This window comes from Campylobacter mucosalis (assembly GCF_013372205.1).
Taxonomy (GTDB): Bacteria; Campylobacterota; Campylobacteria; order Campylobacterales; family Campylobacteraceae; genus Campylobacter_A; species Campylobacter_A mucosalis.
Window position 1 is genome coordinate 1458239 of record NZ_CP053831.1, and the last position, 16002, is coordinate 1474240.

The 16002-nt window shown below is 37.5% G+C and carries 13 protein-coding genes and 1 pseudogene; 5 read left to right on the forward strand and 9 right to left on the reverse strand.

The window, feature by feature from the left end; all coding sequences use genetic code 11:
* Positions 1-65 precede the first annotated feature (65 nt).
* Positions 66-605 carry a YcxB family protein gene (locus CMCT_RS07555; RefSeq protein ID WP_034968456.1) on the forward strand — a complete coding sequence of 180 codons (540 nt, stop codon included), beginning with the start codon at positions 66-68 and terminating at the stop codon, positions 603-605.
* Here the strand turns inward: CMCT_RS07555 and CMCT_RS07560 are convergent.
* Together CMCT_RS07560 and ciaB are read right to left on the reverse strand one after the other, a co-directional pair.
* On the reverse strand, positions 602-2917 hold the full coding sequence (locus CMCT_RS07560; protein WP_051654867.1) for a putative bifunctional diguanylate cyclase/phosphodiesterase: 2316 nt from the start codon (positions 2915-2917) through the stop codon (positions 602-604). The two genes, CMCT_RS07555 and CMCT_RS07560, sit on opposite strands and share 4 nt — an antisense overlap.
* A 28-nt stretch (positions 2918-2945) precedes the next feature.
* Complete coding sequence (gene ciaB / locus CMCT_RS07565; protein ID WP_034968453.1) at positions 2946-4778, reverse strand: invasion protein CiaB; 1833 nt, start codon at positions 4776-4778, stop codon at positions 2946-2948.
* A gap of 76 nt (positions 4779-4854) precedes the next feature.
* Here ciaB and CMCT_RS07570 point away from each other — a divergent pair, with 76 nt between their 5' ends.
* Positions 4855-5268 carry an acyl-CoA thioesterase gene (locus CMCT_RS07570; protein WP_034968450.1) on the forward strand — a complete coding sequence of 138 codons (414 nt, stop codon included), beginning with the start codon at positions 4855-4857 and terminating at the stop codon, positions 5266-5268.
* 4 nt (positions 5269-5272) lie between these two features.
* Here CMCT_RS07570 and CMCT_RS07575 read toward each other — a convergent pair whose 3' ends face one another.
* Genes CMCT_RS07575 through CMCT_RS07605 form a run of 7 tightly spaced genes read right to left on the reverse strand, consistent with a single transcriptional unit; the run spans position 5273 to position 12164 of the window.
* Positions 5273-6013 (reverse strand): winged helix-turn-helix domain-containing protein, encoded by a 741-nt coding sequence (locus CMCT_RS07575; protein ID WP_034968448.1) that lies wholly within the window; start codon positions 6011-6013, stop codon positions 5273-5275.
* Positions 6006-6785: a formate dehydrogenase accessory sulfurtransferase FdhD gene (gene fdhD / locus CMCT_RS07580; protein ID WP_176325092.1), complete on the reverse strand. Its 780-nt coding sequence runs from the start codon at positions 6783-6785 to the stop codon at positions 6006-6008. Before fdhD ends, CMCT_RS07575 begins: the two co-directional genes overlap by 8 nt.
* Before the next feature lie 43 nt (positions 6786-6828).
* Positions 6829-7740, reverse strand: a complete 912-nt coding sequence (locus CMCT_RS07585; protein ID WP_236844961.1) for a formate dehydrogenase subunit gamma — start codon at positions 7738-7740, stop codon at positions 6829-6831.
* A gap of 29 nt (positions 7741-7769) precedes the next feature.
* Positions 7770-8402 (reverse strand): formate dehydrogenase FDH3 subunit beta, encoded by a 633-nt coding sequence (fdh3B, locus tag CMCT_RS07590; protein ID WP_034968443.1) that lies wholly within the window; start codon positions 8400-8402, stop codon positions 7770-7772.
* A 10-nt stretch (positions 8403-8412) separates the two neighbouring features.
* On the reverse strand, positions 8413-11226 hold the full coding sequence (locus tag CMCT_RS07595) for a formate dehydrogenase subunit alpha (RefSeq protein WP_176325093.1): 2814 nt from the start codon (positions 11224-11226) through the stop codon (positions 8413-8415).
* A 30-nt stretch (positions 11227-11256) separates the two neighbouring features.
* Positions 11257-11430 carry a twin-arginine translocation signal domain-containing protein gene (locus CMCT_RS07600; protein ID WP_169753296.1) on the reverse strand — a complete coding sequence of 58 codons (174 nt, stop codon included), beginning with the start codon at positions 11428-11430 and terminating at the stop codon, positions 11257-11259.
* A gap of 2 nt (positions 11431-11432) precedes the next feature.
* Entirely contained in the window at positions 11433-12164 is a 732-nt protein-coding gene (locus tag CMCT_RS07605; protein ID WP_171993416.1) for a TorD/DmsD family molecular chaperone, read from the reverse strand.
* Between the two features lie 675 nt (positions 12165-12839).
* Between CMCT_RS07605 and CMCT_RS07610 the strand changes: the two genes are divergently transcribed.
* From CMCT_RS07610 to CMCT_RS07620, 3 genes and pseudogenes are all read left to right on the forward strand, one after another.
* Complete coding sequence (locus CMCT_RS07610; RefSeq protein WP_034968435.1) at positions 12840-13046, forward strand: twin-arginine translocation signal domain-containing protein; 207 nt, start codon at positions 12840-12842, stop codon at positions 13044-13046.
* Positions 13047-13054: 8 nt separating this feature from the next.
* Positions 13055-13267, forward strand: a pseudogene (locus CMCT_RS09610) (hypothetical protein); the annotation flags it as partial.
* Positions 13268-13375: 108 nt separating this feature from the next.
* Positions 13376-16000: a formate dehydrogenase subunit alpha gene (locus CMCT_RS07620; protein WP_425321205.1), complete on the forward strand. Its 2625-nt coding sequence runs from the start codon at positions 13376-13378 to the stop codon at positions 15998-16000.
* Positions 16001-16002: the final 2 nt, after the last annotated feature.

Below are 16002 nucleotides of genomic sequence, written 5' to 3' on the forward strand. Positions count from 1 at the left end.
ATTCTAGCGATTATACCATTTAAAATTTTAAGATATAATTTAAGCGAAAATTTAAAGGAGTGGTTATGAAACAAGAGTTGATACTGACATCACAGGATATTTTAGAGTATCAAACACTTGCTATTTTTGGCTCAAAAAAGGCTAGAAATATGCTTAAGTTTAATACACTTGGCATTTTTGCTGAGCTGATGATAGCATTTTTTATAATCGAGAAACTATTTAGCATTAAGTATCTATCGGTCGCTGGTATCGTGCTTGGCGTGTTGTGGCTGATTTTTTATCCAAAATTTTTAAAGCAAAAACGGCTAAAAATTTTAAAACGGCTAAAAAATGAAAATGAGCTAAACAAAACAATGTTTATCGAGCTTTTTGACGATGAGTTTAGCTTTTATGAAAATGAAGCAAAGGAGCGTTTTGCGTATAGCCAAATAACTGAAATTTACGAAACGGCTGGTGTTTACGTCGTTTATATCGGCACTTTGTATATAATTTTGCCAAAACCAAAGTGCGAACACATCATAAGTGCTTTGGCAAAAAAATCAGGCAAATATATACTAAAATTTGAAAATTTAAACTATCAAAATGTAATAGAGGGCAAATTTTAAGCCCTGCCACTCATCCTTTGAACTAACGCTTCAAAATCGGACTCGTGCAGTGGTTTACTCCAAACATAACCCTGCACCTCATCACAGCCAAAATCTCTTAAAATTTCTAGCTGCTCCTCGCTCTCAACGCCCTCTGCTATAGTTTTTATACCCAGCGTCTTAGCTAGGGCGATGATAGCTCTTACGACATCTTTGCTTACATCATCGGTTTGGATGTCATCGACTAACTCTTTGGCTATTTTTAGCTTGTTAATTTTGTATTTATTGATATAACTTAGCGATGAAAAACCCGTTCCAAAATCATCTATGGCAACGTCTATACCGTTATCTTGAAAATTTTGTAAAATTTCTTTAATAATCTCTTCGTTGCTCATCCAGCTCATCTCAGTAATCTCAAAGCAAACAGAGCTGGTTTTAACATCGCAAGAGTTTATGGTATCTAGCATATTATCTACGAAATTTACGCTATCTATCTGCTTTGGCGAAACGTTTATGCTCATCTTTAAATTTGTGTTGTAAGTTTTATTAATGTAGGCGATTTTCTCTATCGCTTTTTTACTAACCCACTTGCCTATGTTTACTATAATTGAACTTTGCTCAGCAATAGGTATAAAAAGCCCAGGAGAGATAAAGCCTTTTATCGGCGAGTGCCACCTTATAAGAGCTTCAGCGCCTATTAGTTTTTTGCCATTAATTTCATACTGGGGTTGATAAACTAGGCTAAATTCCTTATCAAATTTCACACTATCTAGTAAAATTTGTATGCTATTTTCTTGCAAAAGTGCATTGCCAAGCTCCTCATCATAAAGCACAAAACTATGCTTTGTATCGCTCTTTGCTTTATTAAGCGCAGCCAAAGATTTAGCAAGTAAGTCCTCAACTTTTATCTGACTAGTTTGTGTAAAACCCACACCTATTTTGGCACTCAAATTTATCTTTATGCCATCTATCGTAATTGGTACACGTATGCGTTTTAGCAGTTTTTGGGCAAATTCGACATAGTCATTTTGTAGCTCTCGTTTTTTGGTAGCTATAGCTATATCATCTCCTGCAAATCTTGCTATTATCGAATTTGGTGGCAAAATTTCTTTTAAACTTTCAATCAACTTTACAAGCACCTCATCGCCAACATAATGCCCATGGCTATCGTTTATAGTCTTAAAACGATTTAAATCTATACTATAAACATTTATCTGCTCTCCAAGATCCTTTGTCTTAATCATCTCAGATAAAAGCGTTAGAAAGTATGGTCTGTTGTAGGCTTTTGTAAGGTAATCATACTTGCTTTGCTCGTTAAGTTGATTGTTTGTATGTTCGAGTTTGGCGACATACTCTTGTATCTCTCTTTTTAGTTTTGCCTTTTGAGCCTTCTCGCTCTCAATGGCTAATCTACTTTGTGTGTTACTAGCTATGTTTAGCGATAAAATAGCATAAAACAGAGCCAAAACTAACATAAAAATAATGTATGTCATCTCTGAATTATCATCAAATATATATTTTAAAATAGGCATAAAAACCAAAAGCAAAGTCTTTTTTAAAACGCCAACTCCAAAATTTTCATCCAACCTAATATTCTTGTATTTTTTTGCATACAAAGAAGCTACAAAAAACACGATAAAAACAATAAAAAACATAGCATCAGCAAATGTATTATCAAGTAACTTGCCGTTAATATCGTTAATGGAGTAAAACACATCATAAAACCCATAAATTGCAAAACCTATAAGAAGTATCCTTGTATCTTTATACTCTGATAAATTTCTAATAGAAAACATCATAAAAAGCGAGCTTAAAAATATAAAAACATCGATAAAAATATAAAATGTGTTAAAGAAAAAATTTGCATTTGAGATGTTATTTGCAAAATTTTGCTCAGATAAGAAAGAGAGCAAAAATCCCATAGAAGCGATAAAAATCACACTAATGTCTATACGTGCCTGAATGATAGATGAGTGCCTAAAATACGAGTATCCAATAGATATAAAAGATATGAACATAAAAAATACTGGCATAGCATAGACACTATGGAGAATAAAGTTATCTCCGATAGTATCAGTTTCATATGTTATAAAGATACAATCAGCAAAACCCCAAACCGCAAATGATGCAACAATATTTCCCCACTTAAAATCAACACAATTGCAAGTCATAAGTTGTTTAAGCATAAAAATTGCCATAGACATGCTAAATACAACAGATAGAGCGTTTGCTAAATCTTTTCTATCATAATCAAGTGCATAAATATAAGCAGCAAACAAAACAAAGATAACAAAACAAGACAACAGCGTTGATATTGGAAATCTATTTTTCACTTAAAAAACCTATTTAAATTTTAGCCGATTATATCTCATTTGCCCTTTTTTGCCACTTAGTCCACTCATCACTATCGTCTAGCTCGTTACCAATGGCTTTATATCTGTCATAAAAATACTGCACAAAATCAGCAGTTTTCGTATCTTTTGGCAAATAAGATATGCTATCATTTATACAAAATTTAGATAAAAACTCACCGGCTTCTAGCTTGTCTGAGTAGTGTTTTGCCAAAAGCTCATAGTTTGCCAAACAAGCCTTTTTAAAACGCTCATAACCACTTTGAGTAAAATCAATGCTTAAAATTTTATCATCAAATTTTAAAACACCAGAGCTAAAAAGTAGCGATAAATGTATAAGCCCCTCGCAATAATACGCCCTAACCTCGCTAACCTCTCTCCATGCAATAAGCCCGACCGACCTTGCTATAAGCTCGGCAAAAACAGCCATCTTATACTCATCTTGCTCGTGAAAGAAAAAATTAATAAGCCCACCAGTAGTCGCCTTATACTCCTCTATAAATTTAAACACACCACTTTTATTCATCGTAGTTTCGGTATCTTTATCGATAAATAAAATATGCCCAAACTCGTGCCCAATAGTCGAAATTTCATAAACTTTTTTCCAAACATTTGGCTTTAAAAACAAAATTTCGCGGTTAAAATCCAAAAAATCTTTGCTAAAAATTTCAGAGCTAAGCTTCATAAACGGCTTTGCCTTTGCGCTCTCATAAACGTGATCTATAAAGGCAAAAATTTTCTTTCCGCACTTCTGGCTTACGCTTTCATCGTTTGGCACGACTTGAGCCGAAAAAAGCCCATTTAACTCAGCACCATAAAATATCAAAGGCACCGATACATAAAGCTGTGTGCGATTTACATTTTGGACAACTTGAGCGTTCATTAAAGGATTGTTTGAGCCTATATTTTTACAAATTTGCTCGTATGAAGAGATGATGTTTTGTTTAAATTTCGCCTCATCAACCTCGCTACTACCAGCAAGTCTAATGTCCCACTCAAGTGCCACAGCGTGAGTGTATGCATCTTCGTAATACTCAAGCGGATGTCCCGGCTGAAGTTCACCCCTTACGCTCATCCAAGCCTTTTCAGCATTTTGCCACGCCAAAATCACACGATTTGTATCACGCTCACAAAACGCCTCTTTTAGCTTTTTAAAATATGTTATATAGCTTTGATGGGCTTCTTTTTTTGCAAGTTTTGTTAAAATTTCTATATTTTTATCAAATTTCAAAGATAGCTCTTTTACATATTTTTCAAACACGACAGCGTATGGCTTTAGCTCATAAGTATCGCCAGTTTTTATAACCGCACCATATACTCTATCAGCCTTATTTGCATACTCATCACGCATAAAAAGCTCAAATTTATCGCAAAACTCACTAGCCTCTTTTTGTGTGTCAAATTTAGCGTCAAACTCGGCATTTATCGTATCTAAAATATGCTCCTCCCAAGCAACCTGCCAACCATTTAAAACCACGCCACAATCGTGCATAAGTCTTATAATAGCTAGATTAAACTCATCTAAAATTTTCTCATTTTGGACACGAAATATAAGGTCTAAAAAGCGTTTTTCATATAAATTTTTTACAAACTCAAACATCGATTTTTTGATAGTTTTTATCTGCTCGTCGCTTTTGCCTAGCTTTTTTAGCTCATTTTCTAGCGGATCAACCTTTAAATCAACTATCCTACGAAGCAGTGCCATACGCTCAGATTTACTCCCGCTAAGCCCACTTACAGCCAAAGCGTCGTCCAAAATTTTACCATCTAGAGTTTTATAAAGAGAGTTTAACTCATTTTTACTATTTTTTAAAATTTCTGCTAATCTTTTAAAATTATTCATATTTTTCCTTTATAATTTGTGTGTGATTTTATCATACTTTTTGTAAAATAAAATTTTATAAACACAAAGGATTAATATGCAAATTCTAAAAGATTTTGGCGAACCTCGTATAAAAGTTGTAGCACTTCCAAAGGATACAAACTCAGCAGGTAATATCTTTGGCGGCTGGATACTTAGTCAAATCGACCTAGCCGGTGCAACAGCAGCGCGCGAGGTAGCTCCAGAGAGAGTTGTGACTATCTCTATGCAAGAGGTTGTATTTAAAGAGCCTGTTTTCATAGGCGATGTGGTAAGTTGCTACGCAAAAATAACAAACGTCGGCAAAACTTCGATAAAAACGCAGATAGAAGTAACCGCTCTAAGGCTAAACGAGGGTGGATTTCGCGAATGTATACACGTCACAAGTGCGGTTGCCACCTATGTGAGCGTCACAAAAGACGGCAGAAAAAAACCAATAGATGACGAGCTAAGGCGAATCCACGGATTTTAATGGGTTACTGGTTTGTAACCCTATCTTTTTGATCGCTTAAAAATAGCTCTTTAAAGCGTTTATTTGCAAAGTCCTCTATATCTCTTTGAAGCTGTTTATAGGCGTTTATGAGCTCATACGCACGTGGGTTTAAGGTAGTTCCAGCATTTTCGCCACCACCCTTTTGTGTGACGACTAGCTCTTCGTCTAAATTTTTAGATAAAATTTGAAGATGTGTCCAGCATTTTTTATAGTTCATACCCAAAATTTCAGCTGCTTTTACAATACTTCCAGCCTCTGCGATAACCTCTAAAACTTCGGTTTTACCCTTGCCAAAAAGCAACTCGCCCTCGCTATTTTCTATCCAAGTTTTTGTCTTTACTATCATTTTCTTTCCCTTTTTTTCCTTAAAACAGCCAAGTTGGCAGTATTTTACATCTATGTTGTAATCACGCAAAGTAGATCTGATCTTTTTCATACCAACGCCCTGTGCTGCCGCCCTTGCGTCAAAACAGGTTATCCTGTGCTTTTCATCGATATTTGGCTGTAAATTTTTATATGTTAATACGCTTCCAAAATCGATAGGAAGTTTGCCAAACTGACCAAGCTCACAAGCGTCAATCTTTATGCCAAGCTGGGTAGCTATCTCGCCAACAAGTCCGATATCAACGCCGAGTTTATCTGAAATTTTAAATGCCGTCCCACAATCAAGTCTGCCATTTTTATTTACAAATTTTTTTATACTTTGTGCTACCAAATCACGCATAAATTCGCTCCGAAGCACTATAAACGTTTAAATTCTCTCCGCGTGCAAAACCACAAAGAGTTAGGTTAAATTTTCTAGCTATTAAAACCCCAAGACTAGTTGGTGCCGTGCGAGAAACCAGCACTGGTATGCCGTTTGTAACCGCCTTTACGACCATTTCTGAGCTTAAACGACCACTTACCATTAAAAGCCCTTTGTTTAGATTAGCTCCGTCCATTACGGCTTTTCCGATAGCTTTGTCGATTGTGTTGTGCTGTGCTATATCCTCGCCTATGTAAAATTTATCATCGATTTTTAGCTTTGCAGTATGCACACAGCCAGTTTTTTCATAAAGATCGCACTGGGTGTAAAACTCGCTCATCTGTTTTGAAATTTCTGCTCGTTGAAATTTTATGCCGTTTTCTATAATTTTTGATTTTAAATTTTTAGGATCAACATTTGCTGTCACGCTTCTGCCACAACCACTTATGATAACCGCCTCTGCAGTGTGATTTTTTAAACTATCTTCGTTAATTTCTGCTTTAACGTCTAGCACAAGTTCACTCTCGTTAAATTTTACGCTACTTACATCAGAAAATGAGCTTAGGATATTTTCGCTTAAAAGATAACCTATGCCAAGTGGCTCAAGATCTGTTGGCGTTGCCATCATAGAACCAACTCGTATGCCATTTATATTTATATCAAGCTTTATCTCTCTGACCAAAATATCATCACACTCAAAACTATCGTTTGCTTTGAATTTTGTTATCGTCATAGTAAAAATAGGTTGCATTTTATATCTTTTAAATTTAAAAAGGCTCCGATTGGAGCCTTTGTTATTTTAGTTTATCATAAACTTTTTCGTATTCTGAAACTGGAATTTTATTCTTAGAAACAAGCTCTTGATACCAGTAGTGATGAAGTACATAAACCTCTTCCTCCTCTTTATAGCCTGTAACCATAGACCATATAGCTCCGTGAATAGCAATAGCAGCCATATAGATATGAACTAAGAAAAATACTGCACACACTATACCTAAAATATTGTGTATAACAGCACTCCAGCGTAAAACCTCAATCTGAGAAATTCCAATCCAAGTAGCAACAGGAACTGCTTTAAAATCAAGGAAGTACATAGCAGCACCAGTAGCTATCATAACAAGACCACCAGGTATTGCTACCCAATACCAAGCCTTTTGACCAGCATTAAATTTACCCGCAGGAACTGGGCGTTTTTTCTTAGAAAGGTATCCACCTACTATAAACATCCAGCGAATATCATAAACTACCGGAAGCATTCTAATAGTCCAATAAAACATCATCGGCAATACAGATATAGCAAACGCGATAGTAGATAGTCCGTGTAAATCTTTCATAAATTTCACAAACGCACCGCCACCAAAAGCACTACCCCACATCATAATGATACCAGTTGGAACCAAAATAACCCACGAAATAGCAGCTATTCCGTGAGATACACGCTCAACTATATCAAATGCATACACCTTTTTACCATCGTGACTAAAGTGTTTTGGTCCTATGATTAAAAAGTGTAAAGCAAACGCACCAATAACAGCCAAAATAATAGCTACAACGCCGTACGCAAAATAATCATTACCCTGTATAAAGGTAAAAATTTTACCCATTCCGTCTTCGTAGCCTTTTATGTTTTCAACTCTACCTGCAGCCCAAACATTGCTATCATACTGGTTTGTTCCGTCCGGTAGATTAAGCGCAAACGCACTCATCACACAGGCAATAAAAGCTAATATAACTCTCATACTCTATCCTTTGTATAATACGCGATTTTCCAAGTCGGAGATTCTTTGATGTTTTTAACACCATATCCTCTTGCGCTGACCCGATCAAGATAAATCTGTTCAATTATAGCAGATTCTCCCACAAGTAAAGCTTTAGTCGAACACATTGCCGCACATACAGGTACTTTGCCCTCTGCTATGCGGTTTTGACCATACTCTTCAAATTCGTGCTCTGAGTTTGTTTGTGTATTTACGCCACCAGCACACATTGTGCATTTATCCATAGCGCCTTTTGCACCAAAAATTCCCTCTCTAGGAAACTGAGGTGCACCAAATGGACAAGCATAAAGGCAGTAGCCACAACCTATACATACCTCTTTATCGTGAAGAACAACCCCGTCAGGTCTAATGTGAAAACAATCAACCGGACAAACAAGTGAACAAGGTGCGTCTTCGCAGTGCATACAAGCGATAGAAGTTGAAATTTCTTTGCCTTGTATGCCCTCGTTTAGTGTTATAACACGGCGGCGGCGAACACCTATTGGCAACTCGTGAGCTTCGTCACAAGCTACTGCACAGCCATTGCAATCAATACATCTATCATCATCGCAATAAAATTTTAGTCTTTGTGCATCGTTAAATTTTTCCATATTCGCCTCCTTACGCCTTTTCTATCCTACACAAACCACCTTTTGTTTCAGGAATTTGTGTGACTATATCATATCCGTAGTTTGTAACGGTGTTTGCACTCTCGCCCCAAGCAAACGGCTTAGTTCCGTCAGGGAAATTTCCCGTCATATCAACGCCTTGCATAACGCCTGAGAAGTGGAACGGCAAGAATATCATATCAGGAAGCACAGACGGAACTATACGAGCTTTTACCTTTATCTTTGTGCCCTCAGGAGAGTATATCCAAACCATATCGCCATCTTTTAAGTTATGCTGTTTTGCCAAATCTGGGTGGATATCTGCAAACATCTCAGGAGTTAAACGTGCAAGATACTTACTAGCACGAGTTTCCATACCAGCACCACTCATATTTACAAGACGAGCTGTGATTAGGTTAATTGGGAATTCTTTTGAGAAATTCTTACTTAGCTGAAGCCCTTTATACTTTGTAAATACACGGAAGTGGTTTGGCTTATCCTCAAAGCTTGGATATTTCTCTGCTAAATCTTGGCGTGGAGAGTGAAGTGGCTCACGGTGTTTTGGAATTTGATCAACAAACGTCCAAACAATAGCCCTAGCACGTGCGTTACCATAAGGAGCGATACCTTTTTGCATACATTTTTGTGCAATAATTCCGCTTCCATCAGTCGCCCACGTGTTACCCATTTGCTCACGCTCTTCATCAGTAAGTTTAATACCTAAAACCGCTTCAATATTTGCTTTTGTAATCTCAGGATATCCACCACTTACAGCTCCACCAACAGGTGCAGAACCCTCTGCGGCTAATTGATTAACGCCATTATGCTCTAAACCAAAGCGGTTTCTAAAGCCCATACCACCCTTTGCAACAGGAGTGTCTATATCATATAAATTTGGACTTCCTGGGTGCGTCTCAGTCCAGCAAGGCCAAGGCAGACCGTAGTATTCGCCCTCAACAGGAGTGCCTGGTTTACCAAGAAGGGTTTTTTCATCAAATTTATCCCAGTTTTCTTGGTGGCGTTTTAAACGCTCAGGCGTCCAGCCAGTCAAGCCAATTGACTTAACAATACGCGCTATCTCGCGTGTTGCAGCTTCAGGCCACTCGATATTGCCGTTTGTATCGCGGATTGTGCGAGTAAGCTCATCATAAAATCCTAAACGTTTTGCAAGTTCAAATAAAATTTCGTGATCTGGTTTGCTCTCATATAAAGGATCTGTTATCTTGCTTCTCCACTGACCGCTTCTGTTTGTAGCCACAACGGTTCCGCAATTTTCAAATTGTGACGCAGCAGGAAGTAAAAATATATTATCTTTTTTATTTGTGATAACACCAGCGTCATTTACAAATGGATCGATTAAAACTAAAAGCTCAAGAGCATCCAAGCCCTCTTGCACTTTTGCTTGTTGTGCTGTTGAAGTTATGCCATTTCCGATTACAACAAGTGCTTTTAGGCTATCTCCAGCATTGTCAATAGCATCGTTGCCGTTTTTGCCGTCAAGTGCTCCAGCCCACCAACGTGCTAGTGTAAAGCCTGGTTTGTTCATCCACTCAGGTTTTACATAGTTCTTTTGTAGCCACTCGTAATCAACTTGCCACATTTTTGCAAAATATTTCCAAGTTGTCTCATTTTTAGCATAATATCCTGGTAGGCTATCTGGTGCGTTTGCCATATCGCTTGCACCTTGAACGTTATCGTGTCCTCTAAGGATATTACAGCCTCCGCCAGATTTACCCATATTACCTAAAACTAGCTGCAAAATCGGAGCTATACGAGTATTTGAACTACCTATTGTGTGCTGTGTTAGACCCATAGCCCAAACAACACAGCCAGGGGTATTTTTAGCAAAAACTTCTGTTATCTCTTTTAAAATTTCAGCTTTTACGCCAGTTACATCTTGGACAACTTCTGGCGTCCATTTATCAGCCTCTTTGCGAATTTCATCTATGCCGTAAGTTCGATCAGCTATAAATTTCTTATCTTCCCAGCCATTTTTAAATATAAGATGTATCATACCATACATAAATGGTATATCAGTTCCTGGGCGAATTTGAGCAAAATAATCAGCCTTTGCTGCCGTTCTAGTATATCTAGGATCGACAACTATAATCTTTGCACCATTATTCTCTTTAGCTTTTAAGAAGTGTCTAAAACCAACAGGGTGATTTACCGCTGGGTTTGCACCTATTATAAATATAGATTTTGAGTTTTGGATATCTCCAAGGTGGTTTGTCATCGCGCCATAACCCCACGTATTCGCCACACCGGCGACTGTTGCGCTATGTCAAATTCTTGCTTGGTGATCTAGGTTATTTGTCCCAAACATCGCAGCAAATTTACTGATATAGTAACTCTGCTCGTTGCTATCTTTAGCTGAACCCAAAAACATTACTTGCTCAGGGTTTTTCTCGCGATATTTTTTTAGTTGTTCACCTATTCTATCAAGTGCTTCTGTGTAGCTTATACGCTTCCATTTGCCATTTTCTTTTACCATTGGGTATTTTACACGGCAGTGTGAGCGAACCATATCTATAACGTCGCTACCTTTACAGCAGTGTCCACCTGCACTAATTGGGTGATCTTGAGCTACCTCTTGTCTAACCCAAACGCCATTTTCAACTTCGCCTATAACGCCACAGCCAACTGAACAAATCGTACAAACTGATTTTACAAATTTTGAACCTGGATATGGATTGCCTATTTCGTGAGCAGTTGCTTTTCTAGTAACGCCACTGGCAAATGCAGTGCCTACGCCAACCGCAGCACCCAAAGATGCCATTTTCAGAAAAGAACGCCTACCAACTAATGGTGATGCATTTTCTCTCATCTTCTTCCTTTCGTTTTATTTTTAAAATTTTTATTTTGCTTGTTTATAGTAAAATTCCCAAGTCTTGTTTCTTTTATACAAAACTTGTTTTGAGTGCTCGTCTTCCTTGACTTCAAGGGCTTTAGCACCAACAGCCATAGCACCGACCGCACTAGTTCCTAGCATAAGCTTTTTTAAAAACTCGCGTCTATCTTGCTTTTGCATTTTTACTCCTTTCTCTCTTGTAAATTTTTCTCAGCTTTTCTTCTTGCTCTATTTTGTTCTCTTCGTAATGCTTCAGATCGTGATATGCCATCAACCTCTTTTATTTTCTTTTCTACAACTGGCTTTGGTGCCTCGTAGTAGATTCTCTCAAATTCTATAAAGCTCTTTAGTAAAACATTTATATCAATGTAAGCATTTGCCTCTTTGTGTGAATTTATAGCCTCTATAAACTCATCAATGTAAGGATTTATAATCGTAGTAAAAAGCTCTTTTGATAGCTCATCTGCCTTTTCATCACCATTTAAAGCCTTAGATATAAGCTCAAACATAAAAGCAAAACAAAAGCCAACATTATCTTCGTTCTCTTTAAATTCACTCTCATCGCGTCTTATATCAGTCTTTGCTAAAAGCCCTCTTACTCTTGCACACGCTCTACCAGCCTCATAACCCTCTTCGTAGAAAGAAAATGTGTTTCTAACTGGCGATGGAGGAGTGTGAAAAATGTCATCAAATTCTTGTGCTATCAGATCTAAATTTTGGAATTTTAAAATAAGCGATTGTGAAGCCTCTTGGCTTTGGCTATTTAATGGTGCTTGGTTTATTTGATCTAAAATTTCTACTACATTACTAAAGCGATTTTTGCTGCTAGAAAACATAAAAAGTCGCGAAAATAAAAGATAGTAAATTTTTCTAGCATTTAGTATGCTATCTTTTTCGCTTAACTGCGCACTCACTGCCTTTCCTTTAACTTATCCGTATGGACGGATTTTCGGATTTTGAGAACTTTATCACACTTTGGCTTAGCTCACAGACTTAAAAAAATATAAGTTTTTAAAGTTAAAGTTGGCTTAAATATGCCTTAATTGCATATTAATAATAGCTTAAATTAACCAAAATTTAAGTAAATATGAGGTCAATTTATGGGTATTCTTATATATAAATATTTAAAATTTTAATAACTATTTTCATAAAAAAATATGAAAAAATTTCAAAAAAATTTTACTAAGTATTACTGCATATTTTAATAAACATTTTTAACAGGTAGTTTATAAATTTTTATATTTTTTTAAGTTATATATTTTTTGATTTTTATATAACTATGCTATAAAAAATTAATTTATTTTATCAAAAAAGCCATTTTTCACTAAAAATGTCATAGAAAAATAACTATTTTTAGGCTATTTTATAAAACTAATTTTAAATATAAAAAATAGTTTTATAATTTCAATTTTTATTCCTACGTATTATGCTAAATTTGCACAATACGTAAAATTTATAGTTTTACTAAACGGAGTTGCCTAAAATTAGGCTTTTGGTTGATTCGTATGATTTGCATACACCCATATATGCGCTGAGATGGAGTTAGAAATATGCAAATTTTACATAATCTAAAATTAAAAGGAGTTGTAATGACGCAAGATAGAAGGGAATTTTTAAAAAAATCCTTCAAAATAGGAACTGCAACTACTGCCATGATCGCCACAAGTGCGGTAGCTAGTTCAAAAGTAGCCACCGAGCCAGACGATAACGGCGTGGTTAAAGGCAAGTCAAATAAAAAAGAGGTGCTTTACCAAAAAAGTGAAGCGTGGGAAAAATTTTATAAGGTCGCTTATTAGGAGAGAAGATGAGTGAGGCAAGAATTGCAAGGCGTTCATTTTTAAAACTTGCAGCAATCGGTGCAACATCTACTGCACTATTTGGTTCGCAAGACAAGACGCTAAAAAAGGCTGGAGGAACTGCTACGTCGCAATATCCAGGCTCAAAAAAAGTAAGAACAATCTGCTCAATATGTTCAGCAGGCTGTGGTATTGAAGCAGAGGTAAGAGATGGTGTTTGGATGCGTCAGGATATGGCGGTAGCTCACCCTATTTCACAAGGTAGCCACTGCTGTAAAGGTATCGATCAAATCGACTTAACAAAATCAAAACAACGCATAAAATACCCAATGAAAAAGGTAAATGGAAAGTGGGAGCGTATAAGCTGGGAAACCGCTGTAAACGAAATCGGCGATAAAATGCTTGAGATACGTCAAAAACACGGTCCAGACTGCGTTGAGTTTTTAGGTTCTGCTAAATTTAGCAACGAACAAGCTTGGTATTTTAGAAAATTTGCAGCATTTTGGGGTTCAAACAATATAGATCACGTTGCACGTATTTGACATAGCGCATCAGTCGCCGGAGCGGCGAATACTTGGGGTTATGGCGCGATGACAAACCACTTTGGAGATACAGCAGCAAATTCAAAAGTCATAATAGTATTTGGTGCAAACCCTGCTGTTGCAAACCCAGTGGGCGGTATGAAGCACTTCTTACAAGCAAAAGATAGAAATAATGCAAAACTAATAGTAGTAGATCCGGTTTTTACAAAGACAGCAGCAAAGGCTGATCATTACGTTCGTGTAAGACCTGGAACAGATATAGCGTTTGCCTATGGTATGCTACATCTAATATTTAAAAATGGCTGGGAAGATAAGAAATTTATAGCTGAGCGAACTTACGGTATAGATGAAATTCGCAAAGAAGCACAAAAATGGACACCGCAAGAGGTGGAAAACGTAACTGGCGTTCCTGCCGAGCAGTTAATTCAAATTACAAAACTATACGCAACCACAAAGCCAGGTGCTCTAGCTTGGTCACTTGGTATCACACAGCACTCTGTTGGTAGCTCAAATACCCGCATACTGCCTATCATACAACTTGTCCTTGGAAATGTTGGAAAACCAGGCACTGGCTGTCTTATCATACGCGGACACGATAATGTTCAAGGTGCAACAGATATGGGTAACCTAGCAGACACTCTATCAACATACTATGGACTTGGCGATAAGGCTTGGAAGTACTTTTGTAAGGGCTGGGGCGTTGAATTTGATGAGTTTATTAAACGCTTTGCGGTATCAACAAAAGAGCCAAAACAAGGTGGAGCACCTGTTAAAGGCACAAATTTCAAAGAGTATTTCTACCACGATCCTAAAAACCCAGAGGATAGAACTTGGAGAAACGAAAAAGGCTGGTCGCTTTCAAAATGGTGGCAAGGCGTCCTAAAAGAGGAGAAAACCTTCTCAAGTGGCGAGTTAAAAGTGCTTTGGGTTCAAGGAACCGGCATAACCTCTATGGCACACTTAACCAAAATTCAAGAGGCTGTCGATAGACTTGATCTCTTAGTTGTCGCTGAGCCATTTGTAAATGAGGTTGCGATACTAAGTGATAGAAAAGACGGCGTGTATATTTTACCAGTGGCTACTCAGTTTGAAAATAGCGGAACAGTTGTTGCCACAAATAGAGCTGGTCAGTGGAGAAGTAAGGTTGTAGATCCTATTTATGAGAGCAAACCTGACCACGAAGTTATGTTTGCATTTGCTAAAAAATGGGGCTTTTATGACGAATATACAAAATCATTAAGAATGAACGATAACCTTGAAGTTGTCAAAGATAGCTTTGAGTGGCCAGAAGACGCCACACGAGAAATGGCTAGAATGGGTCGCTCAATAGGGTTAACTGGTTGGCAACCTGAAAGACTAAAACGTCACCAAGCAAACTGGGAAAATTTTGATCCTGATACGCTTATGGGTATTGGCGGAGAGGTTAAAGGCGAATACTACTCACTTCCGTGGCCTTGCTGGGACGCAAAACACCCAGGCACTCCGATACTTTACGATACAAGCAAACCTTATACACAGGGCGGAAGCGGATTTAGAAATCGCTTTGGGCTTGAGCATAACGGAGTTAGCCAGTTAGCAGATGAAAATATCAGCATAAAAGACGCAAAAGTTAAAGGTGGCTATCCACAAATAACTAAAGCAAACATCGAAGAAGTGCTAGGTATAACGCTAACTCAAGAGGAAAAAGATAAAATGGGCGAAGACTGGACGACCGATTATAGCGGTATAATCCTAGAAAAATGCCGTGAAGCTGGTATCGCTCCTTATGGTAACGCTCGTGCTAGGGCATTAGTTTGGGAATTTATAGATCAAATTCCAAAACATAGAGAACCTCTACACTCGCCACGCTGGGATTTAGTTCAAAAGTATCCTGCTATTGATGATCAGGCTAAAAATTTCCGCGTTGAAGTGAAATTTAAATCAGAGCAACAAAAGCAAGATTGGAGTAAGGATTTCCCAACTATCATAAGCTCAATGCGTCTTGTAAATTTAAGCGGTGCTGGTATGCTTGAGAGAACTAGTAAATATCTATCTGCTATCACCCCTGAAATGTTTGCATACGTTCATCCAGAACTAGCACTTGATAAGGGCATAAAAGACGGCGAGATGATGTGGATACACAGCCCACAAGGCACAAAGATAAAGGTAAAATGCTATCACAACGAAACGGTAACGCCTGATCGTATCTGCTTACCATATAACTTTGCGGGTGTTATGCAGGGCGTAGATATAAGTGATCGCTATCCTGAGGGCACTAAGCCTTATGCTATTGGCGAGAGTTCAAATACGATTACAAACTATGGCTTTGACCCAGTTACGCAAATTTCAGAGTTTAACGCTGGTCTTTGTCGCATAGAAAAGGCTGAGCCAATGGGCTTTAAAACCCAATTTTTTGATGAGATAGCAAAGTAAGG

Coding starts and splice junctions, on each gene's coding strand:
- CMCT_RS07555 (WP_034968456.1), top strand. CDS start 66: ATGAAACAAGAGTTGATACTGACATCACAGGATATTTTAGAGTATCAA.
- ciaB (WP_034968453.1), bottom strand. CDS start 4,778: ATGAATAATTTTAAAAGATTAGCAGAAATTTTAAAAAATAGTAAAAAT.
- CMCT_RS07570 (WP_034968450.1), top strand. CDS start 4,855: ATGCAAATTCTAAAAGATTTTGGCGAACCTCGTATAAAAGTTGTAGCA.
- CMCT_RS07575 (WP_034968448.1), bottom strand. CDS start 6,013: ATGCGTGATTTGGTAGCACAAAGTATAAAAAAATTTGTAAATAAAAAT.
- fdhD (WP_176325092.1), bottom strand. CDS start 6,785: ATGCAACCTATTTTTACTATGACGATAACAAAATTCAAAGCAAACGAT.
- CMCT_RS07585 (WP_236844961.1), bottom strand. CDS start 7,740: ATGAGTGCGTTTGCGCTTAATCTACCGGACGGAACAAACCAGTATGAT.
- fdh3B (WP_034968443.1), bottom strand. CDS start 8,402: ATGGAAAAATTTAACGATGCACAAAGACTAAAATTTTATTGCGATGAT.
- CMCT_RS07600 (WP_169753296.1), bottom strand. CDS start 11,430: ATGCAAAAGCAAGATAGACGCGAGTTTTTAAAAAAGCTTATGCTAGGA.
- CMCT_RS07610 (WP_034968435.1), top strand. CDS start 12,840: ATGACGCAAGATAGAAGGGAATTTTTAAAAAAATCCTTCAAAATAGGA.